This is a genomic window from Providencia burhodogranariea DSM 19968 (assembly GCF_000314855.2).
Lineage (GTDB): Bacteria > Pseudomonadota > Gammaproteobacteria > Enterobacterales > Enterobacteriaceae > Providencia > Providencia burhodogranariea.
This window is the reverse complement of the sequence record NZ_KB233222.1, coordinates 675,969-702,447: the sequence shown is the minus strand read 5'-3', so window position 1 is coordinate 702,447 and position 26,479 is coordinate 675,969. Positions and strand designations below refer to the sequence as shown.

The following is a 26,479-nucleotide window of genomic DNA, read 5'->3' as shown; positions in this document are numbered from 1 at the left end:
ATTTTCTTGAGTGGTGGGTCGTGCAGGATTCGAACCTGCGACCAATTGATTAAAAGTCAACTGCTCTACCAACTGAGCTAACGACCCTCAAGATAATGTGATTTTTTATGAAGTGGTGGGCGATACCGGGTTCGAACCAGTGACCCCCTCCTTGTAAGGGAGGTGCTCTACCAACTGAGCTAATCGCCCACTTCATAATATACTTCACATTTTTATAAATAAATGGTGGGCGATACCGGGTTCGAACCAGTGACCCCCTCCTTGTAAGGGAGGTGCTCTACCAACTGAGCTAATCGCCCATTTATTCATTTATGCTATCTTCGACAGTGGTGGGCGATACCGGGTTCGAACCAGTGACCCCCTCCTTGTAAGGGAGGTGCTCTACCAACTGAGCTAATCGCCCTGTCGTCGATGGAGGTGCATTATAGGGATCCCTCGTTCTGAGTCAACGGTTTTTCAATAGTTTTTTTCTGTTCGTTGTAAAAATAAGCAAGATGTTCCAATATTCACCAGAAAAGATTCTTATTTAACCAAATATCAGTTATTTCATACTGACTCGCAATTCAAATATTAAAATAAAAATATATTCGTACTCTAAAAAAGAGCTATTTTTTGCTCTACTGACTGATTTTATTTGTTTCAGTATCGATAACCTGATTGAGGAATCACCATAGGGTGATAGAATAGAACAACATTTTAGACATGCTGGCTAACTTCAAGTGACAATTAATCGAGATGTGAAATATATCCCATCCTTTATTATCACGAAAACACAACTTGCATATACTTTGCACTTAACCTGTGTCTATGAAATATAGAACCTCAGCACGTTAGAAACCACGTATTGTAATTAAGGCAATCTCGATGAGTAAAATTAAAACCCGTTTTGCACCTAGTCCAACTGGTTATTTGCATGTTGGTGGAGCGCGTACAGCTCTTTATTCCTGGTTATTCAGCCGCCACAATCAGGGCGAATTTGTTCTGCGTATCGAAGATACTGATTTGGAACGTTCAACTCAGGAAGCTATCGATGCCATTATGGACGGTATGAACTGGTTAAATTTGAATTGGGATGAAGGTCCTTATTATCAAACTAAACGCTTTGACCGTTATAACGCAGTTATTGACCAGATGCTTGACGCTGGTACTGCTTATCGTTGCTATTGTTCAAAAGAACGTTTAGAGGAATTGCGCGATAAACAAATGGCAAATGGTGAAAAACCACGCTATGACGGTCTTTGCCGTGACCATGCACATAACCACACGCCAAATGAACCTCACGTCGTTCGTTTCCGTAACCCACAAGACGGTTCTGTTATCTTTAATGATAATATCCGTGGGCCAATTGAATTCAGTAACCAAGAATTAGATGATCTAATCATTCGTCGTACTGATGGCGCTCCAACGTACAACTTCTGCGTTGTTATCGATGATTGGGATATGGAAATTACCCATGTCGTCCGCGGTGAAGATCATATTAATAACACTCCTCGCCAAATCAATATTCTCAAAGCATTAGGTGCTCCAGTTCCTGAATATGCTCACGTCTCAATGATTTTGGGTGATGATGGTAAAAAACTATCTAAACGTCATGGCGCTGTTAGCGTAATGCAATACCGTGATGATGGTTATTTACCTGAAGCACTGCTCAACTATTTAGTTAGGCTGGGTTGGTCACACGGTGATCAAGAAATTTTCACTCGTGAAGAGATGGTTAATTATTTCAGCTTGGATGCGATTAGCAAATCTGCCAGCGCATTTAATACAGATAAACTGTTGTGGTTAAATCACCACTACATTAACCATTTACCAGCCGAAGAAGTTGCCGTTCACCTTGCATGGCATATCGAACAACAAAATATCAACACCCAAAATGGGCCACAGCTCACTGAGCTGATCAAATTATTGGGTGAGCGATGCAAAACATTGAAAGAAATGGCCGAGTCCTGCCATTATTTCTATGAAGATTTTGAAGAGTTCGATGCCGATGCAGCGAAGAAACACTTGCGTCCTGTTGCTCGTCAACCACTTGAAACTGTCAAACAAAAACTGGCAGCAATTACCGATTGGAGCGCAGAAAACGTTCATCAAGCTATAGAACAAACAGCGACTGAATTAGACGTTGGTATGGGTAAGATTGGTATGCCATTACGTGTTGCCGTAACAGGTGCGGGTCAATCACCAGGTCTAGATGTCACCGTTCATGCTATTGGGAAGGTACGCTCTCTTGCTCGTATTGATAAAGCACTCGCTTTTATTGCTGAACGTGAAGCTTCAGCTCAATAATTTATAATGTCTCAGCCTCATGGTGTAACACATCATGAGGCTATTTCAATGCACCTATTTCTATCTGTATTTTTCATATTAAAGCCAAGTGCTCTTATTATCTCCCTTTGTTTATAACAGAATATCAAAGTCTGCCTACATTTATATTCTCTCTTTGAATACTGATTAAAATCATTGAGTAAGTTACATGCATCACTCCCATTTGTTTTTTTATACTTAGTGTTGCATGATAAATATTACATATTGGATCTTTCCGTTCACACGGCTCGTTCGAAAACCCTTTACTCAGATTTATATACTTTCCTTCAGACACGAAAGGCTCAAAAAGGTTAATAACTTAAGTACGAGATCCCTTCAATTGCTGACTAAATGCTCTATAATTCAGCAGTTAAACCCAAAACCACATTATTTGATTGACACCCTGACATTGCTTGAATATTATCCCTCCCGTCCAAAAGATTTTGTTTGGGGCTATAGCTCAGCTGGGAGAGCGCTTGCATGGCATGCAAGAGGTCAGCGGTTCGATCCCGCTTAGCTCCACCATCTAAATCCCAATTAGATGGCTTAAAAATCACTCTATTGGGGCTATAGCTCAGTTGGGAGAGCGCTTGCATGGCATGCAAGAGGTCAGCGGTTCGATCCCGCTTAGCTCCACCAAAACTTCTCATCAATATCAAATTCCATAACTACTTTATATCCCAATCTCTTTGATTCTATTTTGTAGCAACCTATTAAATATCAATTTTTAAATTAAATTATAGCAATGAATACTGTATTGATTTCAGCGAATCAATATCAATGTTACTGAAGCTTTTCGATCACTAAAGCTAATAGGCATGAATTCATCGAACATTTAAATGATGAAATAGATGATTACTCGTACGGATATGGCATTAATGCCATCAGACGTTGAGAGAGGATGCGTTAGTATTGTGTATTGTCTTTCACAAACGCTTACAAACGTATTAGAAAAATATTAACTAAAGGTTTACTAGATACGCTTTAAAGGCTTTACAAGGCCATCTAACCCTTCAATTTTAAGTCCTAACGTCATTTCCATAAGTTGCCCTAACCGCCCTTGTGGAAACTCACCTTTCTTATAAAACCATAGAAGGTATTCTTCAGGTAGATCAATCAAAGCGCGGCCTTTATATTTACCAAAAGGCATTGACGTGTTAGCCATATCGATTAAATCTTGTTTTTCCATTCGTCCTCCAAAAACAAAAACGGCATTCATTATGAACGCCGCTTTGTACTTTAACATTTTTTGCAGTATTACAGAATCAATCCTACAACTGCCGCAGATAAGAAGCTTACTAAAGTTGAACCATACAATAATTTTAACCCAAAGCGTGCAACAGTATTACCTTGTTTTTCATTCAGACCTTTGATAGCCCCTGCAACAATACCAATTGAAGAGAAGTTAGCAAAAGAAACTAAGAAGACAGACAAGATACCAACTGAACGCGTTGATAAGCCAGCGGCCGCAGTTTGTAAATCACTCATTGCAACAAACTCATTGGTAACCATTTTAACTGCCATGATGCCACCAACTTGTAGTGCTTCTTCAGCAGGAATACCTAGAATCCAGGCAAATGGATAGAATACATAGCCCAGCATAGTTTGGAAGCTGATACCAAAAGCCGCTGAGAAAATACCATTTACCATTGCAATTAGAGCGATAAAACCGATCAACATAGCTGATACGATGATAGCAACTTTAAAACCTGCAAGAATATATTCACCCAACATTTCGAAGAAGCTTTGGCCTTCGTGAATGTTGCTCATTTGCAACTCTTCTTCAGCTTCTGGCGGATACGGGTTAATTAATGAAAGAACAACGAACGTACCAAACATGTTAAGTACCAGCGCTGCAACAACAAAGCGAGGTTCTAACATCGTCATGTAAGCTCCCACAATTGACATAGAAACTGTCGACATTGCGGTTGCTGCCATTGTGTACATTCTACGGTCAGACATTCTACCTAATTGGTCTTTATAAGCGATAAAGTTTTCAGACTGACCAAGTAACAATGAACTAACAGCGTTAAAAGATTCCAGTTTACCCATACCATTCACTTTTGATAGAACAGTACCAATCACACGGATAACGATAGGCAATATTTTAATATGCTGCAAGATACCGATTAGTGCTGAAATAAAGATAATTGGGCAGAGAACTTGCAAGAAGAAGAATGCTAAATTACCTTCGATCATGCCGCCAAAAACAAATTTAGTTCCCTCGGCTGCATAACCTAATAAATGGTTAAATACGCCAGCAACAGCGAGTACGAATGAAGAACCTACATTAGAATGCAAAAAGAAATATGCTAATGCAATTTGGATAACAAGCAGTTGTACGACATAACGAGGTCGTATTCCTTTACGGTTACTGCTCGCCAAGATTGCAAGAGCGCCAATTACAACAAGGGATAGAACAAAATGCAGGATCGAGGTCATGTGCGACTCCATACAAATACAACAAATCGGTTTATGTGTATATTCTATGTAATAACCAACATATAAATGCGATAAATATCACATTTATATGAAAATGGACTCCGCCTATTTTGTGAAAATCTGTGGTTGATCACGTTTCAAAAATAAAAATAATACTTAAGAGGTAGTATTGATGCTAGTCATTTTATTACCCATGCTTATAGGGAATAACATCTTAGATGCTGTTGATCTTTAATTGCTTATTTCAACCACATTAATTGGCTAAAATAACTTCAATTTGATCATTTTAGGTGTTAAATGCTTAAAGAACACCATCACAAACCTAAACAGTAAATTAAATTGATTTTTTACTGTATTAAGTGGCTCTTGCCTAGTGTTCGAGGCAGCAAGCCACTCACCTTGCCTATTTTGTCTCAAATAAGTTTTTTAAATTCGAATAAAAATTGAGCTTAAAAGACACATAACCCCTATCAACTATAGTGAAGGATTAAGATCCTAGCAAACGGATAAGCTCATTTTCGTCAATAACTTGGATACCAAGTTCATTTGCTTTTGCTAATTTAGAGCCAGCGGCTTCACCCGCAATCACTACATCTGTTTTCTTAGAAACGCTTCCTGATACTTTTGCACCTAGAGCAACCAGTTTATCCTTCGCTTCGTCGCGGGTTAATTGACTCATAGACCCCGTCAAAACCACCGTTTTCCCTGCGAATGGACTATCAATTTCACTGATTTGAACAGCAATAGCTTGCGGCCAATGAATATTTGCTTTATCAACTAAGTCTTTAATGACAGTTTGGTTATGCTCTTCACGGAAAAAATTAACGACGTGCTTAGCAACTACATGTCCAATATCTTGTACACTTTTCAGTGACTCTTCATCAGCAGCCATAACTGCTTCAAGCGTTCCATAATGAGCCGCTAAGTTTGACGCGGTTGCTTCGCCAACTTCACGAATACCTAAAGCATAAATAAAGCGAGCCAATGTCGTTGATTTAGACTTTTCTAATGCATCAACGAGGTTTTGAGCCGATTTAGGTCCCATTCTGTCTAACCCAGTCAATATCCCAGCACTTAGTTGATATAACTCAGCTGGAGTATGCACATATTCACGCTCAACTAGCTGGTCGATAATTTTGTCCCCCATACCATCAACATCCATGGCACGACGGGAAACAAAATGTTTAAGCGCTTCTTTGCGTTGCGCGCCACAAATCAGTCCACCAGTACAACGTGCAACGGCCTCGCCTTCAACACGTTCAACGTCAGAGCCACAAACAGGGCAATGGGTTGGGAAAATAATTTCACGGCTATCGGCTGGACGCTCAGACTCGACTACGCTGACAATTTGTGGGATCACATCACCGGCACGACGAATGATCACCGTATCGCCAATATGTACACCTAAGCGTTCGATTTCATCAGCATTGTGCAAAGTAGCATTACTAACAATAACCCCAGCAACTTGAACAGGCTCTAATCGTGCAACCGGTGTAATCGCGCCTGTACGGCCTACCTGAAATTCAACATCTTTTAAAAGCGTCATTTGCTCTTGTGCTGGGAATTTAAAAGCTGTCGCCCAGCGAGGAGCCCGAGAAACAAAACCCAATGCTTCTTGTGTGGCAATATCATTGATTTTTATCACGACCCCATCAATATCAAAACCCAGTGTTGGACGGATTTTTTCAATTTCATGATAAAAATCGAGTACTGCTTGATGCCCCTTACGCAGCTGCACATAATCGCTCACCGGCAAGCCCCAAGCTTTGAATTGCATCAAACGCTCATAATGGGTATCCGGTAGAGTTTCGCCTTCCACCAGCCCAACGCCATAACAATAAAATGTTAATGGTCTTTTCGCCGTAATGCGAGGGTCAAGCTGACGCAATGAGCCAGCAGCAGCATTACGTGGATTCGCAAAGATTTTGCCACCAATACGACGCGCTTCATCATTTAAGGCTTCAAAACCTTTTTGCGGCATAAAAACTTCGCCACGAATTTCAACACGTGCAGGGATGTTGCCGCCCTTAAGGCGCAATGGGATCGCACGAATAGTACGAACATTTGACGTAATATTCTCACCGACAGTGCCATCACCACGCGTTGCTGCTTGAACAAGTTCTCCATTTTCATAGAGTAAACTGACAGCGAGGCCATCTAATTTTAATTCACAACAAAAAGTTTGCTCTTGATGATTTTTAAGCCTATCTCGAACCCGTTTATCAAATGCAAGATAGCTCTCTTCATCAAATACGTTATCAAGAGATAACATTGGAATTTCATGACGTACAGTATCAAAAGCCGCTAATGGTGCTGCACCAACTCGTTGTGTCGGTGAATCATTGGTGATCCATTCAGGATGATCCGCCTCAATCGATTTCAATTCTTGCATGAGTTTATCGTATTGAGCATCCGGAATTTCGGGAGCATCCAATACATGATATTGATATTCGTGATGGCGTAATTGCTGTTTCAGCGCGTCGAGATGTTGTTTTGTCGTCATGTTCCACCAATAAAGATAAAAAACCCCCAGTTAAGGAGGTTTAGTTAATTCTGATATTTAATTCAATGTATTGCGAATTCTAGCATGGTATACCTCAATCTTCTGAGGTGTAAGTAGTTTGCGTTCATCATCAAGAACGACCCCTCCTGCATCAGAGGCAATACGTTGTGCTGCTTGCAACATTAATTTAAAGTTTTGCGCTGAATCACCATAAGAAGGCACCATCATGAACATGGAGACACCTGGCGTAGTAAATTCAGACATAGTTTCTGGGTTAAAAGAACCCGGTTTAACCATATTTGCAAGACTAAACAATACTGGCCCTGTACCCGATGGGTGTACATGGCGATGAAAAATATGCATTTCACCGAATTGAAACCCAGCTTGAAGGATGCTTTGTAACAATACATCACCTTGAAGAACTTGCTCATGATGTGCTGCTACATGAAGAACCAGTACCGTCTCCTTGTTGTTTGCTGGAGATGGATCTTTCGGTTGTTCAGCTTTCTTCTCAGTGTTCTCCGGTTCCTGTTCATGATGAATTTGCTGTTGCCCCTCAGTATTTTTATTGGTTTCTAAATCTAATTCAGGTTGTTCTTGCGCGCTATTCGAATGCAATTTTGGTGTAGCTGTAGATTGTGACGCTTGAGGTTGCTGAGGTGCAACTTTCACTGGAGGTTGTTCACTCTCCATATCAACACGTGGTTCAACACGAGGTACATGCGCAGATTCAACGGAATCTGAACGTTCCGGAGCTACTTTTAATTCAGGCTCAGTGTCATGAGCAGACAGTGAAATGGATGGCAAATCAGGTTCGACACGACGCTGTTCTTGTACCTGATGCGCAGGCTCAGAAGCAACCGGCTTAGAGACTGGTGGCTCCACGGCGTTGGTTTCAGTAAATAATGCAGAATCATCATCTTCTTCATTCGATGATTTATCCTGGCTGTCATGTTTTCGGCGTTTTACGGGACGATCACGGAATAACCTTGAGCGCTCTTTACGGCTGGTCCATAAACCATGCAGTAATAAAGCGACTATGGCTATCGCACCTACGACCACTAATATCAGACGCAAATCCTGCATCGCTGCTATCTCTAATTGTTGAATGATGATGCCACCACGGCAGAAACAGTACCCATAATAAATCAAGTTACATATAGGAAAGAGCAATACTATTCCGATGAAAAATCCCTATGAGCATAGAGTTAGACTGTAATTCGGATAGCTAGCACCATACTATGCTAAAAAACAAATTATGTGACTTGAAATATAACGAATACTCCCTAAGATTATTTGTCAAACGATCTAAGTGCAACCCTCTGAACGATTTTCTTATAAGAAAGAGACAATTCTGCTATCGTTTGCTGTTTTTTTAAGCAAATAATGACTAGTCAGCCTAAAATCCTATCTATATGATACATGGTCAATCGTAAAGGAGTGAATAAGAAGTATGACTCAATCGACAGATTCGCAACAAAAAGACCATTCTGGTTTTTATTATTTCGCTCAAGGATGGCGACTTGTTACGCGTCCTGGTATAAAACGTTTTGTTATTTTGCCCCTTTTAGCCAACATTATCTTTCTTGGTGGCGCATTTTGGTGGTTATATGGCAAGCTCGGCGGCTGGATTGACCAAGTTATGAGCTATATCCCTAACTGGTTACAATGGCTTAATTATTTAATCTGGCCACTTGCCGTCATTTCCATCCTGCTGGTCTTCACCTATTTTTTTAGTACCATTGCCAATATTATTGCGGCTCCTTTTAATGGCTGGCTATCTGAGAAGCTCGAGGCTGATTTAACTGGTATTCCGGCTCCAGATGCTGGTATGGCTGACCTGCTTAAAGATGTTCCTCGCATGCTAAAGCGGGAATTTGTCAGAATTGGTTATTATCTCCCACGAGCAATCGGTATATTGATACTGTTCCTTATTCCCGGCGTTGGGCAAACCGTGGCGCCTGTTCTGTGGTTCCTATTTGGCGCTTGGATGATGTCAGTTCAATATTGTGATTACCCATTCGATAATCATCGTGTTGGCTTTAAAGAAATGAAACAAACGTTAGCAAACGACCGTATGAAGAACATTCAATTTGGTAGCACTGTGAGTTTACTCATGATGATCCCTATCATCAATTTACTGATCATGCCTGTTGCTGTGTGTGGGGCCACGTTAATGTGGGTCGACCGCTACCGCATTCGTCACGCTCGCTACTGATTTTATGTTATATTACCTACTTGTAAAAGCGCGAGCATAACTCGCGCTTTTTTGCTTTTATCCCTACCCTGCTGTTCTCATGAACATGACATATTTGAGTGTCCACTATTTAATAAATAACCTTTTACTTAGAACTTTTTTGTATAAAATAACTAAGCGTTATAAGCTTAGTCTTAATTCATATTTGCAATAATGACGAGTTCACGTATGTTGAAATCAATCTTACTTCCAATTTCTCAGTTTTAATTGGCTAATTGCCTGATTCTAAGGATATCCCATGAGTAAAATTTATGATGATAATTCGTTAACCATTGGTCATACCCCATTAGTACGCTTAAAACACTTTGGTACTGGTAATATTTTAGCCAAAATCGAATCACGAAATCCAAGTTTCAGCGTTAAATGCCGCATTGGTGCGAATATGATTTGGGATGCTGAAAAAAAAGGCATTCTCACCAAAGAGAAAGAACTCGTTGAACCAACGAGTGGAAACACAGGTATTGCTCTCGCTTATGTTGCAGCAGCTAGAGGCTACAAGCTAACGCTCACAATGCCTGAAACCATGAGTATAGAACGTCGTAAGCTGCTTAAAGCATTAGGCGCTACCCTTGTATTAACTGAGGGTGCTAAAGGAATGAAAGGCGCGATTGAAAAAGCAGAAGAGATAGTTAAAAGTGATCCGAATAAATATATCTTACTGCAACAGTTCAATAACCCTGCTAACCCTGAAATCCATGAAAAAACGACCGGGCCTGAGATTTGGGAAGATACTGACGGTAATGTTGATGCAATAATTGCGGGTGTTGGTACCGGTGGAACTATCACAGGTATTGCTCGTTATTTAAAAAATACCAAAGGGAAAGATGTCACTATCGTTGCCGTTGAACCAGCAACATCCCCAGTCATTAGCCAAACTATCGCAGGTGAAGAAGTTAAACCCGGCCCACATAAAATTCAAGGGATCGGCGCTGGTTTCATTCCAGGAAACTTAGATGTATCACTGATTGATAGAGTGTTCAAAATTACCGATGACGAAGCCATCAACACAGCTCGTGAATTGATGGAAAATGAAGGTATCCTCGCTGGAATATCTTCTGGTGCTGCAATTGCAGCAGCAGTTAAATTAGCCGCTGAGCCTGAATTTAAAGATAAGAACATTGTTGTTATTTTACCTTCATCAGGTGAGCGTTATTTATCTACAGTACTCTTCGCAGATCTTTCTGCTGATTAATTGTAAAATCGTTAACTATTCGTTAAAAAAGCACCTATTTGGTGCTTTTTTTGTGGCATAGATCAAACTTTAGCACGGATTGAGATGATTTCTAACCGCGGGTTTAGTATTAAACATAGTAATTATTTTGCGCCACGAAATTAATCGAGTTTCGGTCAGAGTCTTACTCCAATTGAGAGTTTCTTTGATTAATATAACGGAATTATTTAGGCTGATTATCTGAAAAAGTGTTGATACTCGACAAGTAGGAAACCTTTTTAACAGTTCATAATCTAACTATACGCAAACCCAGAATATTTAATCTACAATAGCTGGGTGATTATAAAAAACTAAAGTTATTGAGGAAATAATATGTTCCAGCAAGAAGTCACTATTACAGCACCAAATGGCTTACATACTCGCCCAGCCGCTCAATTTGTGAAAGAAGCCAAGGCATTCACTTCTGATATTACTTTGATTTCTGGTGGCAAATCCGCTAGCGCGAAAAGCCTATTCAAGCTGCAAACTCTTGGCTTGACTCAAGGTACTGTTGTGACGATTTCTGCCGAAGGCGAAGATGAAAAACAAGCAGTTGAACATTTAGTTAAACTGATGGGTGAACTGGAATAATCTTGCTAGCAAGAGAGCCAGTGTTACCTTTTTGATCCTTCATCCCTGAGTCTTGGTATTCAGGGATATCAGTTTATATACTGATAAATTTACTGTTTTCTCTTCAACATCAGAACACCTACCCGCCGTAGTAGTAAGGTAATTTTATGATTTCAGGAATTTTAGTATCCCCAGGTTTTGCTTTTGGTCAGGCTTTACTCCTCAAGGAAGATCCTATCATTGTTAGCACAAAAAAAATCGCTGACGACCAGATAGAAACCGAGATTCAACATTTTATTGAGGGGCGTAACAAATCAGCCGAACAACTCACCCTCATAAAAGAGAAAGCCGAAAAAAATCTTGGTGCGGAAAAAGCTGAGATTTTTGAAGGCCATATTATGCTGTTGGAAGATGAAGAACTTGAGCAAGAAATTTATGCACTGATCAAGGGCGACAAAAAAACAGCAGATGCCGCAGTTTACTCTGTCATTGAAGACCAAGCTCAAGCCCTTGAAGCGCTTGATGATGAATACTTAAAAGAGCGTGCCGCAGACGTACGTGATATTGGTAAACGTCTGTTAAAAAACATTCTAGGTATGCCAATTGTTGATTTAAGTGCCATCGACAAAGAAGTTATTCTCGTTGCAGCTGACCTGACTCCATCAGAAACAGCGCAGCTAAACCTTGATAAAGTTTTAGGTTTTATTACTGATTTAGGTGGTCGTACATCACATACGTCCATCATGGCTCGCTCACTTGAGCTTCCTGCTATTGTCGGTACGACCGATGCGACTAGCCAAATTAAAAATGGCGATTACATTATTCTTGATGGTGTAAACAACAAAATTTACTTAAATCCATCAGATACTGAAATCGACACACTGAAAAAATTCAACGAAGAATATCACCAAGAGCAAATTGAGCTGGCTAAATTAAAAGATTTACCAGCAATCACACTTGATGGTCATCAAGTTGAAGTCTGTGCAAACATTGGTACTGTTCGCGATGTGGCTGGTGCTGAGCGTAATGGTGCTGAAGGCGTTGGCTTATACCGCACTGAATTCCTATTTATGGATAGGGACTCACTGCCAACTGAAGAAGAGCAATTCCAAGCTTATAAAGCAGTTGCTGAAGCGATGGGTAGCCAAGCAGTCATTGTGCGAACTATGGATATCGGTGGTGATAAAGACCTGCCATACATGAATCTGCCAAAAGAAGAGAACCCATTCTTAGGCTGGCGTGCAATTCGTATTTGCCTTGACCGCAAAGAAATTTTACATTCTCAATTAAGAGCTATTTTAAGAGCCTCAAGTTTTGGTAAACTGCGTATTATGTTCCCGATGATTATTTCCGTTGAGGAAGTTCGAGAGCTGAAAGCAGAACTTGAGATATTAAAAGCTCAATTACGTGAAGAAGGCAAAGCATTTGATGAATCAATTGAAGTTGGTGTCATGGTAGAAACACCTGCTGCTGCCGTCATTGCTCATCATTTAGCAAAAGAAGTTGACTTTTTCAGCATTGGGACAAACGATCTCACTCAGTATACGCTAGCTGTTGACCGTGGTAATGAGCTTATTTCGCACCTCTATAACCCAATGTCACCTGCTGTCCTCAACCTAATTAAACAGGTTATTGATGCATCACACGCGGAAGGTAAATGGACTGGAATGTGTGGTGAATTAGCAGGTGATGAGCGTGCAACCCTATTATTACTTGGCATGGGGTTAGACGAATTTAGCATGAGCGCAATTTCGATCCCTCGTATCAAGAAATTAATTCGTAATGCGAACTTTGCAGATACCCAAGCATTGGCTGAGCAAGCACTTGCGCAACCAACCGCTGACGAATTGATGAAACTTGTTGATACCTTTATTCAAGAAAAAACGTTATGCTAAGGGTTGTTGGACTTTGAAGGTCTGTTTTTATTCGAATTAAAAGTCTTTTGAGTAAGGCGAGTGGTTCTCCGTCTAGTGAACTAGGCAAGAGCCACTCAACACAGCGAAAATCACGTTTAATCGAACCCAAAGGGCGCTTTTATTTTCAGTTTAGGTTTACGGTGATTTTTTAATCACCTTTGCACCTAACATAATAAAATTGCTATTATTTTAGCCATTTGGCTCAGTGAAAATAAGCAGCAATGATCAATAGCCCCGAGGAAAAGCACATTAGTTCGGTCCCATATAAACGATTAGGAGAAGGTCCATGGGTCTGTTTGACAAACTAAAATCACTAGTTTCGGATGACAAAAATAGCAGTGGAAGTATTGAAATTATCGCACCTTTATCAGGTGAAATCGTCAATATTGAAGATGTTCCCGACGTTGTTTTCGCCGAGAAAATTGTTGGTGACGGTATTGCTATCAAACCTGCGGGTAATAAAATTGTCGCTCCAGTAGATGGAACTATTGGCAAAATTTTTGAAACCAATCATGCATTTTCAATTGAGTCTGATGATGGTATTGAGCTATTTGTTCACTTTGGTATTGACACTGTAGAGCTAAAAGGCGAAGGCTTTAAACGCATCGCGGAAGAAGGCCAGTCAGTTAAAAAAGGTGATCTCATTATTGAGTTTGACCTTGCACTACTTGAAGAAAAAGCAAAATCAGTTTTAACTCCGGTTGTTATTTCTAACATGGATGAAATTAAAGAACTGACTAAATTAAGCGGCTCAGTGACAGTTGGTGAAACCGTCATTATGCGAATCAAAAAGTAGTATCATCGTTTTTTAAAAACGAACAACAAAACCATCAGATGAGTTGAAAAAACATCTGGTGGTTTTTTATATTGTTATTCATTTAGACATCAAATACACCAGTGGAAAGATAGCGGTCGCCTCTATCACACATAATGGCAACAATCATAGCACCCGGATTAGCTTTAGCAATCCTCAATGCCCCTGCAACAGCACCACCGGAGCTAACACCACAAAATATTCCCTCTTGCTTAGCAAGTGCTCTCATCGTGTTTTCAGCTTCTTGTTGATCAACATCTAATACACTATCAACTAATTCTTTATTGAAGATCCCCGGCAGGTAGTTTGGTGACCAGCGGCGAATCCCCGGAATTTGGCTTTTTTCTGCGGGCTGCAAGCCAATAATCTGTACATCTTTCGATTGAGATTTTAAATAACGGCTCACACCTGTAATTGTTCCGGTCGTCCCCATACTAGAAACAAAGTGGGTGATACGTCCATGAGTTTGTTGCCAAATTTCAGGCCCTGTTGTCTTGAAATGCGCGAGCGGATTGTCTGGATTATTAAATTGGTCGAGTACTTTCCCTTCTCCACGAGCTTCCATTTCTTTAGCAAGATCACGAGCGCCTTCCATGCCGACTGAAGGCCCAACTAAAATAAGTTCGGCGCCATAGGCTTTCATAGATGCTTGACGTTCTTTACTCATATTGTCAGGCATTAATAGTTTTAAGTGATAACCTTTAACTGCTGCTATCATTGATAAAGCGATACCCGTATTACCACTTGTTGCTTCAATTAACGTATCACCCTGCTTTATCTCTTCGCGTTTTTCAGCCTCTGTGATCATTGAATAAACAGCTCTATCTTTGATCGAACCCGCTGGGTTATTACCCTCTAGTTTTACCCAAATCTCAGCATCAATACCTTGTGTTAAACGCTGAAGTTTAACTAGTGGAGTATTACCAATAAACTGTTCCAGAGTTGCCACTCTCTATTCCTTATTCTATTTATCTATAATCGACATTATTATAGATATAGATAGTATCCCAACACATATAAATTACCAGCATGAAAAAAATTCACTTATATTTCAGTAATTAATAATTCTGGTTTAGCTTATTACTATAATCGATATAGCGAAATTCTATTCACTCTTTAGGAAAGATTTAATACATATTAATCAATACTGATAAGGTATTTCGAGGAATTATATTTGTAGCATGACGCTAAAGAAAATGCTGAGTTACATAATTGTAATTTGCATATATCTATAATCATTTAATTGAGAAGTAAATTGATGGACTACGAGGCTAAAAATATAATACCTTGAAAATAAATAAATATAGTACGTTTTATAGTGAAAATATTAAGTATTCAAAATACCTTATCACCACAAAACGTGACATGTCACACTACATGCTACTATCATTATTGTTAATTTTTCATCATTAAGATGCTCAACAATGCCTAACTTTTCACGATACAATTTGTAGAAAAATGGAGTTAGAAACGTTATTAGTTAACTTATTAACGATTACTCAATAGCATTGAAAAGAGCGAATTAGCCTAGATATGTTACCAGACGTATTTTGAGTATCACTGAAGGAATTACGCCAATAGAGTATGTTCCACTGGCGCAATCAAAAATGCGCTAAATTTAAGCACTTTGGGCTAATTGAGGAAAGAATAATTCATTTTCACCTTGGTAAATTTTAGCTTGCTGGCTACCCAGAAAGTAACTTTCACCACGAACAGGAATAGCTTTAGATGATTGCCAAACTATAGAAAGCAGGTCATTTCCCCAACCGATAGGCTGAGCCGTTAATTGCCAAAAATGACCTCTTGGCCCTGACTCAATCACTCGAACAGGTAGGCGATGCTGCTCGTCAGCTTCTTTTGATAAAGTGATATCCCATGGGCGTAGGAAAACATCCACTTCACCTTGATGAGCACTCGTATGATGTAAAGGAAAATCATAGCCATCGATATGCAATTGAGCCCCTTTAATTTGGCCGTGAAGCTGATTAACCTCCCCCATAAACTCTAATACAAAACGCGTTTCGGGACGCTGCCAAATATCATCCGGTGTCCCCACTTGCTCAACATGACCTTGGCTCATGACAACAATTCTATCCGCCACTTCCATCGCTTCTTCTTGATCATGAGTCACGAATACACTGGTAAATTTCAATTCTTCATGAAGTTGACGTAACCAACGGCGTAATTCAATACGAACTTGTGCATCTAAAGCACCAAATGGCTCATCCAATAATAAAATTTGAGGCTCAACGGCGAGTGCGCGTGCCAGTGCAACACGTTGCTTCTGCCCACCAGAAAGTTGGGATGGAAAGCGAGATGCCAAATGAGACAATTGCACCATTTCCAGTAACTGCATTACTTTTTGCTTAATAGCTTGTGATGATGGGCGATCTTTTCTTGGGATAACCGTTAATCCAAAAGCGATATTATCAAATACCGTCATATGACGAAATAATGCGTAATGTTGGAAAACGAAGCCAACACGCCGATCTTTAGCGTGGGTTCGGCTAACATCCTGCCCATGAAAGCGTAACGATCCATGGCTATGATGTTCTAAACCCGCAATAATCCGTAATAGCGTCGTTTTCCCCGAGCCGGATGGCCCAAGCAATGCAACCATTTCACCGGATGTAATATCTAATGAAATATCCTTTAGCACCTGCGTCCCACCAAATAACTTTCCGATTTTTTCGATTTGAATACTCATAGTCATTAACTCCTATTCGGATTGCTGTCGACTCAGATGCCATTGCAATGCACTTTTGATAATTAAAGTGATAATTGCCATCACAGCAAGAATGGCGGCAGCGGTAAACGCCCCCACCGTATTGTAATCTTGATATAAAAGCTCAACTTGAAGTGGCAAGGTGTAAGTTTCGCCACGAATCGAACCTGAAACAACAGAAACGGCACCAAACTCCCCAATTGCTCGTGCATTGGTCAAAACAACACCATAAAGCAGTGCCCAGCGAATATTTGGTAGCGTCACATGCCAAAACATTTTCCAACCTGATGCACCAAGTAACACAGCAGCCTCATCTTCTTGACTTCCTTGACTCAACATCAGTGGCACTAATTCCCTAACAACAAACGGGCAAGTCACAAAAATAGTCACTAAAGCCATTCCCGGCCATGAGAACATCAGTTGGATATCAAAACCTTCTAACCAGCCACCAAACCAGCTGTTAGAACCATAAAAAAGTAGATAAAGTAAACCTGCAACCACTGGCGATACTGCAAAAGGAATATCCACCAGCGTTAATAACAACTGCCTACCCGGAAACTGAAAGCGAGTGACTAACCATGCTAGCATGGTGCCGAAAATTAAATTTACAGGAACCGTTATCAACGCAATCAACACCGTTAGACCAATGGCATGCAGCATATCTGAATTATTTAAATTCATCAGAACGGCATCTAATCCCTTCGAAAATGCCGTCATAAATATCCAAATGATAGGAATAACTAACAATGCCACTGATAACAAAAGCCCTGTCGCAATAAGGAACCATTTAGCCCAATTGATTGGCAAACGTGAGGTTTCAGTGATTGGCGTAATCTGAGCCATTATTTACCTCCCAATCTTTTGCCAAAACGGCTTTGCACAATATTGACACTAAATAACAGCAATAAAGAAGCCGCTAAGATAACAGAAGCAATTGCACTCGCAGCAGGATAGTCAAATTGCTGGAGTTGACTGAAAATCATTAATGAGACGACTTCTGTTTGCCATGCAATATTACCGGCAATAAAGATAATGGCGCCGAACTCCCCCAAGCTTCTCGTAAAAGAAAGCACCGTACCTGCCAGTAGTGCTGGCGAAACCTCAGGCAATACAACACGACGAAATGTTTGCCAACGACTAGCGCCTAAAGTTTGTGCCGCCTCTTCATATTCAGGGCCCAGCTCTTCCAATACAGGCTGAACCGTTCTAACAACGAATGGAATACTCGTAAAAGCCATCGCAACAGCAATACCAATCCAAGTATTCACGACTTTAATATCATATTGGTGCAAATATTGACCATACCAACCTGATGCAGCAAACAATGTTGCAAGGGTTAAGCCTGCGACGGCAGTAGGTAAAGCAAAAGGCAGATCAACAAGCCCATCTAAAAAAGCACGGCCAGGAAAACGATAACGCGTTATAATCCAAGCGAGTAACATACCAAACACTGCATTAAACAAGCTTGCAACCAACGCTGCGAGCAGTGTCACCTTGTAAGCTGCAACAACTTGTGGATAGCTGATCACAGCCCAATATTGCTGCCATGTCATCTCAGACAATTGAATAACTAACGCACTCAAAGGTAGTAGCAAGATCAAACAGGTATAAAACAAGCTGCTACCTAGCGTTAGGCCAAATCCCGGCAGAAAACGCTTCCCTGACTTGCGCATTAACGGCGACCTTCTTCCATTAACTTGTCAAATTGACCATTCGTTGCAAAATGAGTTTCCATAACTTTTGGCCAGCTCCCAAACTGAGATTCAACGGTAAATAAACGCGTTTCAGGAAACTTAGCTTTATTTGCCGCCATCACATTTTTATCGTTTACGCGATAATTAAAGCTAGTAATAATTTCTTGTGCTTTTGGGCTGTAGAGGTAATTAAGGTAAGCTTTCGCCACATCTTCAGTACCGTTTTTTTGTACGTTTTTATCTACCCACGTAACAGGAAACTCAGCCAAAATATCGACCGGAGGTACAATCACTTCGTATTCTGACTCACCATATTGGTGGCGAATATTATTAACTTCAGATTCAAAACTGATCAGGACATCACCTAATCCTCTTTCAATAAATGAAGTTGTTGCACCACGACCTCCGGTGTCAAAAACCTCTACGTTTTTCAAAAATTGTTTCATTTGTTCGTGAGTTTTCTTTTCATCACCTTTGTTTTCTTGTGCGTAAGCTCCCCACGCTGCTAAATAGGTATAACGGCCGTTACCCGATGTTTTTGGGTTAGGAAAAATTAATTTCACATCTTCACGAGATAAATCATCCCAGGTTTTGATGCCTTTAGGATTATCTTTACGGACTAAAAACGCCATGGTGGAGTAATAAGGTGAACTATTGTTAGGTAAACGTGATTGCCAATTTTCTGGGATCAAGTTGCCTTTATCATGTAAGATTTGTACATCTGTAACTTGGTTATAAGTCACTACATCCGCCTTCAATCCCTGTAAGATAGCTAAGGCTTGTTTTGATGACCCTGCGTGCGATTGCTTGATCGTCAATTTGTCATCTGGATGTTGCTCATTCCACTGTTTTTCAAATTGTGGATTCAGTTCAACAAAAAGTTCTCGCGCAATATCATAAGAACTGTTGAGTAATTCAGCTGCAACTAATGGCGCGCTACCAAAAAGCGAAAATGTTGCGATACTCGCTAAAGCCGTTTTCTTTATAAATATTTTCTTCATTAGGCACCTATTCGTTACTAAACCAAAACTCCACTCAATGAAGTTACTTTATCTGCTTTGATTATAACTGTGTAGTTATCAATCGCCATTTGATATATCAAATTAATATAATCAAGAAACTATCGCGATAAGTGGAAAACATCAATAGATTATCAATGAGTTGCCTGCATGAGTTCAATTCATGACCAACAAGAAATGGTCGGTATATAACCAATAATCATTCGTTTTATAAATGATTTAGTTTAAATACCCTCCAATAAATGAGAAATGGACGAGTTCATATCGATGATGGTTAGCCATTTGTTGGCAGTATATAAAAGGTAATTTGAAGTATGAGGAGAATGAACAATTAATGGAGAAATAGGCTACCGCTTCCATGCAGCAGCAATTAGGAATTTTTATAAAGAGAGTAAAGTGTCGATAGAAGGAGCGAAATAATAACTACCCGTCACCGCTTTTGTCATACGTAGAAGATCATCATATTTGCCATCTTTCTCGCCAAACATGCTAAGAAGTTGTTGTTCGATATTATGCAAGCGAGCACAATAAGCAAGGAAGAATAAGCCATGTTTCCCACTTGCAGTACCATAAGGCAAGCTATGACGCATAATTGATAGCTCTTCGCCATTTTCTTCAACCACAACACGGGAAACATGCGAAGTGACATTACGTTCACTTTCATCTAGCTCAACGCTATCTTTCTTTGTGCGACCAATCATTTTTTCCTGTTCTTGCTCAGAAAAACGATCCCACTTATTCAAACTATGTTCATAACGCTGAACGAGAATATAGCTTCCGCCCATATCAATGCCATCTGCAATCAGTGCGACTTCTGGGATTTCTTCCCCTTGAGGGTTCTCTGTACCATCAATAAAGCCGCTTAAATCACGCTCCTCAACCCAACGGAAGCCGTGAATTTCTTCTTCCACTTTAATTGATGAGCCAAAGGCTTTCAGTGCCGCTTGCGCTAGTGAAAAGTTAATATCATGACGCTGAGACTGGATATGAATAAATAAATCTCTTTGGGTTGCTGGTGCAAGCCCTTTGCCTAAAGGGCGAAATGGTTTCAACTCTGGGGCACTTTCAGTGGATGATAATTGCTTCCAAACATCAGAACCAAATGCAATAACAGCACCTAGACGATCCGCTGAATATTGTTCTTGTAAATGCGTTAGAGCATCAACGAATCGCTGGCATCCCGCTTTAACATCTTCCAACGAACCTTGTACCATTGCTTCAATGAAAATACCGAAACGGCTATGATCTTTCATAATACCGCTCTGTGAATGAGACATCTTAATCAACCTCTTTAAATAATTTATTTTATAAACATCTGATTATAATATCTCATTACTGGCTATTTACATCTTGTTTTAACGCAAGACTCCTTGACTATTCCCCTCCCTAAAGTGAAGTGCCCCCATAAAGTTGGACTCTTTTAGTCTAAATTGAAGGGGTCACTTCAAAAGGACGGGGTGTTACGGCGCTCACTGATAAAAATAGCGCGGTAAGCTGCCTATCGGGCTTTATTTACAATATTAAGCACATAACTAATAAGGCTGAATTACTTTTTCCAGATAATCTGTGAAACTTCCCAGCTTTTTAATTCATCGTCAGGTGGCATCAACCCTTCTGGCCCTTGCCATTTTCCATTAAAACTGTAGATGATATTTGAGCTTTCTGGTGCAACACATTCGACGGTTGGTTGATCCTTAACTAATTCACCCAATTTACAAGAACCAAATGCTTTCTCATAAATATCACTAAATTGTGAACCTATTTTAGTTCCCCATTCAGTAGCAATTTTAGGATCACTAACAATAATACGTGACACGTTGCCATTCTCAGGACCAATGACTTCGATTTTTACTTCGTTATCATTAATGCCTTGAAATACAGTCACTATTTCACCTTGTTCAGTTTGCATCCCGCTGCGTATTGTATATCGGTTATCTAGCTGTTCTTTAATGGTATCCGCTTTCATGGGAGTGAGGCTAGTGATCCCACCAACACCTGTTGCTTTAGCTATTATCGAACTACCAAACCAATTCATTGGTGAAAGAGTAGACCAAAAACTCCCTGAGCCTGCGCAACCAGACAGCAGCAGCACACCACTTAATGTGGCTATCTGAGAGACCTTCATCATTGCACTTTTCGGCATATCATCCTCGGTTTTTTAATGTGCTTGTTCTTTTAGTGAAAATTAACAGACATCAGTGTGACAACCTATTCTCTGAAACATTCCAGCCGAGACCTAAATAAACATGCAACAGACTTAAAAATCCAAATCGTTTGCCAGATTTTTAGCATAAATTAGCCGTACCGGTTGCTCTTCTTCATACAACATTTTTTCAAACATACAAATAGCGGCATCAGACTCTTCGCTCACTAAAAGTTCAATTCGGCCACAGCCTCTGGCTCGTAATTTTTTTTCTAGTCGGCTCACGAGTGCATTCGCAATACCTCGGCCACGATATTCTGGATGGACTGCAAGATAACACGCAGTTCCTCTGATCCCATCATAACCCCCCATAACTGTTCCAACGACCTCTCCTGCCACTTCAGCAACAAGAAAAAGATCAGCACCACACTGAAGTTTACGTTCTATATCAAGTTCAGGATCCCCTCCAAACTCGTTTAAATCACAACGTTCCCACAATGTAATAACTTCCTCAAAATCACTTTGGCGGAAGATTCGTATTTCCATAACAATGACCCGTTTTAACTGAGCTTTATGCCATTATCACTGCTTTTTAAGCACAATCAATATTGAATATGCCTTTTTTAGCTCAACGGGGTATACTTTGTTCACTTTTTTTACCGACTGTCCTATTGGAAAACAATGAATTACCCAGATATCTGTCGAGTTAAAGCCTTTTTACTCGGCTTACAAGAGACTATTTGCAAAAAAATCACTGAACTAGATGGTAAGGAAACCTTCCTTGAACAAACATGGGAACGTGCAGAAGGTGGTGGTGGCCGCAGCCGCGTATTAGCTCAAGGAGCTATTTTTGAGCAAGCTGGTGTTAACTTTTCACATATTCAAGGTGCGCAACTTCCAAGTTCAGCAACCGCACACCGTCCAGAATTAGCTGGTCGTAGCTACCAAGCGATGGGCGTATCACTCGTGATCCACCCTCTTAACCCTTATATCCCCACTTCACATGCTAATGTTCGATTTTTTATTGCCGAAAAAGAAGGCCATGAACCTGTTTGGTGGTTTGGTGGTGGTTTTGACTTAACGCCCTATTACGGGTTTGAAGAAGATATGGTTCACTGGCATACCGTTGCTAAAGAGCTCTGCATGCCATATGGTTCAGATACTTATGCTAAATATAAAGATTGGTGTGATGATTACTTTTTCTTAAAGCATCGCAATGAACCGCGAGGTATCGGTGGGCTATTTTATGATGACCTAAATCAGCCAGACTTCGAATCTTGCTTCAATTTCACACAAGACGTAGGAAAAGGCTTTCTTGATGCTTATATTCCTATTGTTGAAAAACGCCATCATCATTCATGGGGTGAAAGAGAACGCCAATTTCAACTTTATCGACGAGGTCGATATGTGGAATTTAATTTAGTTTGGGATAGAGGCACTCTTTTTGGTTTACAAAGTGGTGGGCGAACCGAGTCTATTTTAATGTCGATGCCACCTTTAGTGCGTTGGGAATATGACTACCATCCTGAGCCGGGCAGTGCCGAAGCAAAATTATACACAGATTTTTTGGTCCATAAAAAAGATTGGCTAAGCAAATAGCGGTAGAATCTACCATTAAAAAAATTGCGATATCTATTGGCTATTTAACTGATAAAAAATAGTTATTTTTAATAATTATCAAGTTATTACATCGTAACTGTTGTGTCATATGATTCCATTTCCACAAACGAAATGGAGTCTATTTATGAGTAAAATTCTTGGTCGTTCATTTTTACCTCCGTACTTGGTTGATAATTTCTATCAACAATCTCAATCTCCAAGATTGCAATCTACACGACTGCATATCGATGAGCTTATGAGTCATAGTTACTCTAAAGACGATGCTAACACTCTGAAAAATTTATTTACTCAATCAGCAAAACCCGGCAGTAACTATGAGAGAATTATCCGAGATGCCAAGCAAAAAGATGAATTATACTGGCACTACCATTCCGAAATGCCAATCTGCTCTCATTCAGATGTTTCACTTGATACAAAGCCGCCTAAACCCTACGAACGTCATATGCCACATGAAGATTATCAAGTTATCATGATAGAAGGTGACCAATCCGCGCCTTCTAAAGCCGCACAACTTGTTTATGATGCCATTGGTAGTATTCGTACGTTTTATAAAGACGTATTGGGGATTGATAAGATGTTTGGTTGTGATTCGCAGCTAAATGCAGTCATCCACTTTAGAAAAGATTACGCTAATGCATTTTGGAATTCACAGGCGATATTTTTTGGTGATGGCGACCGAGTTAATTTCGGTGAATTTTATAATGATATTGATATCATTGCGCATGAACTAACCCATGGTTTTATTACCTTTACGAGTGATTTTGATTATTTATTTCAATCAGGTGCACTCAATGAGTCAGTTGCAGATGTAATTGGTATGATGATCAAACAATATGTCTCTAATGAGACTTCATTACAATCAAATTGGCTACTTGCTGAAAACATTTTCCTTGATAAAACGGCTGCACGCGCTTTACGTTCTATGTCTGATCCCGGCTCAGCATATCGTTTTTCAGACTCTAATTACGACAGACAAGTCGGACATATGCGTGATTACGTTAATTTAACGAGTAATCAAGATAACGGAGGTGTACACATTAATTCGGGGATCCCAAACAAAGCATTCTATCTACTTGCCACCGAATTAGGTGGGTACTCATGGGATATCGCGGGTAAAATTTGGGTAGCAACCATGTATCATTCAGACATCAAATATAATACAAATTTTAATGAGTTTGCAGAGGTGACTGTTCAAGTCGCTAACGATGAATTTGGTTCTAGAATTTCAGAACTAACACGTAAAAGTTGGCAAGATGTAGGTATCAACGTTTAAGTTTTTTATATTAGAAATATCATAACTTGTCAGCCATAAGATACGGCTGACATTCATATAAAAAATCACTTGTTTAAACTAACGTTTTTTCTTTTTACGACCAGGTTCCGTAAAGCGCTTGCGAGATGAAGTGTCTGTATTGGCTTTTGGTTTATTTGCCGTCGTGGGCTTATGGCTACTTTTCGCCGCTGTTGCTGTTTTTGGTTTTGATGCTTTTTTTGGTTTAACATCAGACTCTGACTTTTCAATCATATCAAATAACTTAATTAGCTCATCATCAGTCAAATCACGCCATTCTCCCAGTGGAATACCGGAAAGACCCACATTCATAATACGAACACGTTCTAGCTTAGTGACTTCAAAACCAAAATGTTCACACATACGACGAATTTGACGGTTTAAACCTTGCACTAATGTGATACGAAAGACAAAAGGTGCTTCTTTTTTCACCTTACATTTTTTAGTCATCGTGCCCAGTATTGGTACACCAGCTCCCATACCACGAATAAAATCATCCGTAACAGGTTTATTCACTGTGACCAAATACTCTTTTTCATGATCATTACCAGCACGTAAGATTTTATTCACTAAATCCCCGTGGTTAGTAAGAAAAATCAAACCTTGTGAATCTTTATCCAGTCGACCAATAGGGAAAACACGCTTGCTATGATTGACGTAATCAACAATATTGTCTTTTTCGCCGCTTTCCGTTGTACTAACAATACCCACGGGTTTATTCAGTGCAATTAACACTAAATCATCTTCATTTCTTGGCTCGATAAGTTGTCCATTAACTTTAACAACATCACCACTAAATACTTGATCGCCAATGGCTGCCCGCTTGCCATTAATGAAGACATTACCTTGTTCAATGTAACGATCCGCATCACGTCTTGAGCAAATACCACTCTCACTAATGTATTTGTTGAGACGTGTAGAAGATTGAATTTGCATGGTTACCCTCTGTAATCTGCATAATATGGGGTTAATAAATGAGTGAGTCTATCCAGACTTATCGATTAACCCAGAAATAACAATTAATAGCGACTGAAAAGCCATAACAGCTTCATGAGCAGCTTTAAGAAAGTTGGATATTTTAGTTAAACGGCATGTGAAGCCCATTTTTTCGCTATTCTATCAGAGTCAGGCCAGTTAGTTTTAGCTTAATATACTTCACACTTGATAATACCTAATCGTGACCATTGATAATATCAAGTCGTGAGCTGTGTTTAGCGCCACCAAGATAGCTATATATACTTAAATTAATGGGCGGCTATTCACAATGGTATAAAACCGTTTTCAATAAAAATACCCCTCGATTCTGGTTGCATAAGGTACAACGCAAAAATTTCAGCGGAAGAGTTTAGCTGTGCCATATAGTAAATAGCATTGATGTTGTACTCATCAGGGATCACAACAGTCGCAAGCTGTGAAATTTGTGCGATTTTTTTATGATAATGATGATAACCAATAAAAATATCTGCTTGTTTCGTGTTAATTAACCATTCAGATGCAAGTAAACCGGCGGGAATTGAAGCTGTTGTTTTCCCCCCAACAAGCTGACGTGTTCTTAAGTTAATATTTTCAGCCAATTGAGGGTAATCTTGATTAATTTTTTTATACAGTTGCACGACATAATCACCACAAGGATCATCCTTCGGAGTTGATGTGCCAATGATTAATTCTGAGCTTCCAAGTAGCTGAAGCCAATTTGGATATTGTCTTGCGAGTTGAGGCGTTGTTGTGATCCCCAGTTGATTACCAATAAAAGGTTGAATTACTTGAGCCATTCCTAGCTCAAGCATTGACATTGGATGAGATTTATCCGCTGACAAAAAGAGATCACAAACTGCACCATTAATTACTTTTTGGCTAAGTAATCCGGCAGGGCCAAATTCACAAGTGATGGGATAATCGTAACTGTTTATAAAATTACCGATTATGGTCGATAATGCTCCCCGTAAACTACCCGCAGCCATGATGTGCATT

22 protein-coding genes and 6 tRNA genes are annotated in these 26,479 nt (G+C 39.9%); 10 read left to right on the top strand and 18 right to left on the bottom strand.

Features of this window, described 5'->3' with window-relative positions; genetic code table 11:
- Nucleotides 1-11: 11 nt before the first annotated feature.
- The 4 genes from OOA_RS02940 to OOA_RS02925 all read right to left on the bottom strand — a co-directional run bounded on the left by OOA_RS02940 (nucleotide 12) and on the right by OOA_RS02925 (nucleotide 403).
- Nucleotides 12-87, bottom strand: a tRNA-Lys gene (locus OOA_RS02940).
- 26 nt (nucleotides 88-113) lie between these two features.
- A tRNA-Val gene (locus OOA_RS02935) sits at nucleotides 114-189 on the bottom strand.
- Between the two features lie 34 nt (nucleotides 190-223).
- A tRNA-Val gene (locus OOA_RS02930) sits at nucleotides 224-299 on the bottom strand.
- Between the two features lie 28 nt (nucleotides 300-327).
- Nucleotides 328-403, bottom strand: a tRNA-Val gene (locus tag OOA_RS02925).
- A 461-nt stretch (nucleotides 404-864) separates the two neighbouring features.
- Between OOA_RS02925 and gltX the strand changes: the two genes are divergently transcribed.
- The 3 genes from gltX to OOA_RS02910 all read left to right on the top strand — a co-directional run bounded on the left by gltX (nucleotide 865) and on the right by OOA_RS02910 (nucleotide 2,943).
- The gene (gene gltX, locus OOA_RS02920) at nucleotides 865-2,286 is read left to right on the top strand and encodes a glutamate--tRNA ligase (protein ID WP_008910632.1); all 1,422 of its coding nucleotides are present in this window, start codon (nucleotides 865-867) and stop codon (nucleotides 2,284-2,286) included.
- A gap of 467 nt (nucleotides 2,287-2,753) precedes the next feature.
- Nucleotides 2,754-2,829 (top strand) — tRNA-Ala (locus tag OOA_RS02915).
- 38 nt (nucleotides 2,830-2,867) lie between these two features.
- Nucleotides 2,868-2,943, top strand: a tRNA-Ala gene (locus OOA_RS02910).
- Nucleotides 2,944-3,277: 334 nt separating this feature from the next.
- Here the strand turns inward: OOA_RS02910 and OOA_RS02905 are convergent.
- The 4 genes from OOA_RS02905 to zipA all read right to left on the bottom strand — a co-directional run bounded on the left by OOA_RS02905 (nucleotide 3,278) and on the right by zipA (nucleotide 8,335).
- Nucleotides 3,278-3,493 carry a DUF3820 family protein gene (locus tag OOA_RS02905; RefSeq protein ID WP_008910631.1) on the bottom strand — a complete coding sequence of 72 codons (216 nt, stop codon included), beginning with the start codon at nucleotides 3,491-3,493 and terminating at the stop codon, nucleotides 3,278-3,280.
- Nucleotides 3,494-3,561: 68 nt separating this feature from the next.
- Complete coding sequence (locus tag OOA_RS02900) at nucleotides 3,562-4,746, bottom strand: NupC/NupG family nucleoside CNT transporter (RefSeq protein ID WP_008910630.1); 1,185 nt, start codon at nucleotides 4,744-4,746, stop codon at nucleotides 3,562-3,564.
- Nucleotides 4,747-5,233: 487 nt separating this feature from the next.
- Nucleotides 5,234-7,249: an NAD-dependent DNA ligase LigA gene (gene ligA / locus OOA_RS02895; protein WP_008910629.1), complete on the bottom strand. Its 2,016-nt coding sequence runs from the start codon at nucleotides 7,247-7,249 to the stop codon at nucleotides 5,234-5,236.
- A gap of 57 nt (nucleotides 7,250-7,306) precedes the next feature.
- Nucleotides 7,307-8,335 carry a cell division protein ZipA gene (gene zipA / locus OOA_RS02890; RefSeq protein WP_008910628.1) on the bottom strand — a complete coding sequence of 343 codons (1,029 nt, stop codon included), beginning with the start codon at nucleotides 8,333-8,335 and terminating at the stop codon, nucleotides 7,307-7,309.
- Nucleotides 8,336-8,702: 367 nt separating this feature from the next.
- Here zipA and cysZ point away from each other — a divergent pair, with 367 nt between their 5' ends.
- The 5 genes from cysZ to crr all read left to right on the top strand — a co-directional run bounded on the left by cysZ (nucleotide 8,703) and on the right by crr (nucleotide 13,998).
- Nucleotides 8,703-9,467 (top strand): sulfate transporter CysZ, encoded by a 765-nt coding sequence (gene cysZ / locus OOA_RS02885; RefSeq protein WP_008910627.1) that lies wholly within the window; start codon nucleotides 8,703-8,705, stop codon nucleotides 9,465-9,467.
- A gap of 277 nt (nucleotides 9,468-9,744) precedes the next feature.
- Nucleotides 9,745-10,698 (top strand): cysteine synthase A, encoded by a 954-nt coding sequence (cysK, locus tag OOA_RS02880; protein WP_008910626.1) that lies wholly within the window; start codon nucleotides 9,745-9,747, stop codon nucleotides 10,696-10,698.
- Nucleotides 10,699-11,049: 351 nt separating this feature from the next.
- A complete protein-coding gene (gene ptsH / locus OOA_RS02875; protein WP_008910625.1) occupies nucleotides 11,050-11,307 on the top strand; it encodes a phosphocarrier protein Hpr in 258 nt (85 codons plus the stop codon).
- A 146-nt stretch (nucleotides 11,308-11,453) separates the two neighbouring features.
- Nucleotides 11,454-13,181 (top strand): phosphoenolpyruvate-protein phosphotransferase PtsI, encoded by a 1,728-nt coding sequence (gene ptsI / locus OOA_RS02870; RefSeq protein ID WP_008910624.1) that lies wholly within the window; start codon nucleotides 11,454-11,456, stop codon nucleotides 13,179-13,181.
- Nucleotides 13,182-13,488: 307 nt separating this feature from the next.
- Complete coding sequence (gene crr / locus OOA_RS02865; protein ID WP_008910623.1) at nucleotides 13,489-13,998, top strand: PTS glucose transporter subunit IIA; 510 nt, start codon at nucleotides 13,489-13,491, stop codon at nucleotides 13,996-13,998.
- Nucleotides 13,999-14,080: 82 nt separating this feature from the next.
- Here the strand turns inward: crr and cysM are convergent, their stop codons facing one another.
- From cysM to OOA_RS02825, 8 genes are all read right to left on the bottom strand, one after another.
- Nucleotides 14,081-14,965, bottom strand: a complete 885-nt coding sequence (gene cysM / locus OOA_RS02860) for a cysteine synthase CysM (protein ID WP_008910622.1) — start codon at nucleotides 14,963-14,965, stop codon at nucleotides 14,081-14,083.
- 669 nt (nucleotides 14,966-15,634) lie between these two features.
- Nucleotides 15,635-16,723, bottom strand: a complete 1,089-nt coding sequence (gene cysA, locus OOA_RS02855) for a sulfate/thiosulfate ABC transporter ATP-binding protein CysA (RefSeq protein WP_008910621.1) — start codon at nucleotides 16,721-16,723, stop codon at nucleotides 15,635-15,637.
- Between the two features lie 12 nt (nucleotides 16,724-16,735).
- A complete protein-coding gene (gene cysW, locus OOA_RS02850) occupies nucleotides 16,736-17,584 on the bottom strand; it encodes a sulfate/thiosulfate ABC transporter permease CysW (protein WP_008910620.1) in 849 nt (282 codons plus the stop codon).
- A complete protein-coding gene (cysT, locus tag OOA_RS02845) occupies nucleotides 17,584-18,414 on the bottom strand; it encodes a sulfate/thiosulfate ABC transporter permease CysT (protein ID WP_008910619.1) in 831 nt (276 codons plus the stop codon). The genes cysW and cysT overlap by 1 nt, the downstream gene beginning before the upstream one ends.
- Nucleotides 18,414-19,436, bottom strand: a complete 1,023-nt coding sequence (locus OOA_RS02840) for a sulfate ABC transporter substrate-binding protein (protein WP_008910618.1) — start codon at nucleotides 19,434-19,436, stop codon at nucleotides 18,414-18,416. The genes cysT and OOA_RS02840 overlap by 1 nt, the downstream gene beginning before the upstream one ends.
- A 398-nt stretch (nucleotides 19,437-19,834) precedes the next feature.
- Complete coding sequence (locus OOA_RS02835) at nucleotides 19,835-20,731, bottom strand: Dyp-type peroxidase (protein ID WP_008910617.1); 897 nt, start codon at nucleotides 20,729-20,731, stop codon at nucleotides 19,835-19,837.
- Between the two features lie 269 nt (nucleotides 20,732-21,000).
- Nucleotides 21,001-21,597 (bottom strand): RpoE-regulated lipoprotein, encoded by a 597-nt coding sequence (locus OOA_RS02830; protein ID WP_008910616.1) that lies wholly within the window; start codon nucleotides 21,595-21,597, stop codon nucleotides 21,001-21,003.
- Nucleotides 21,598-21,711: 114 nt separating this feature from the next.
- Nucleotides 21,712-22,143 (bottom strand): GNAT family acetyltransferase, encoded by a 432-nt coding sequence (locus OOA_RS02825; RefSeq protein WP_008910615.1) that lies wholly within the window; start codon nucleotides 22,141-22,143, stop codon nucleotides 21,712-21,714.
- A gap of 135 nt (nucleotides 22,144-22,278) precedes the next feature.
- Here OOA_RS02825 and hemF point away from each other — a divergent pair, with 135 nt between their 5' ends.
- Both hemF and OOA_RS02815 read left to right on the top strand, forming a co-directional pair.
- The gene (hemF, locus tag OOA_RS02820) at nucleotides 22,279-23,196 is read left to right on the top strand and encodes an oxygen-dependent coproporphyrinogen oxidase (RefSeq protein WP_008910614.1); all 918 of its coding nucleotides are present in this window, start codon (nucleotides 22,279-22,281) and stop codon (nucleotides 23,194-23,196) included.
- A 145-nt stretch (nucleotides 23,197-23,341) separates the two neighbouring features.
- Nucleotides 23,342-24,490 (top strand): M4 family metallopeptidase, encoded by a 1,149-nt coding sequence (locus tag OOA_RS02815; protein WP_008910613.1) that lies wholly within the window; start codon nucleotides 23,342-23,344, stop codon nucleotides 24,488-24,490.
- 78 nt (nucleotides 24,491-24,568) lie between these two features.
- Here the strand turns inward: OOA_RS02815 and rluF are convergent, their stop codons facing one another.
- Together rluF and OOA_RS02805 are read right to left on the bottom strand one after the other, a co-directional pair.
- Nucleotides 24,569-25,444 carry a 23S rRNA pseudouridine(2604) synthase RluF gene (gene rluF / locus OOA_RS02810; protein WP_008910612.1) on the bottom strand — a complete coding sequence of 292 codons (876 nt, stop codon included), beginning with the start codon at nucleotides 25,442-25,444 and terminating at the stop codon, nucleotides 24,569-24,571.
- Nucleotides 25,445-25,767: 323 nt separating this feature from the next.
- Nucleotides 25,768-26,478 carry a substrate-binding domain-containing protein gene (locus OOA_RS02805; protein ID WP_008910611.1) on the bottom strand — a complete coding sequence of 237 codons (711 nt, stop codon included), beginning with the start codon at nucleotides 26,476-26,478 and terminating at the stop codon, nucleotides 25,768-25,770.
- Between the last annotated feature and the right edge of the window lies 1 nt (nucleotide 26,479).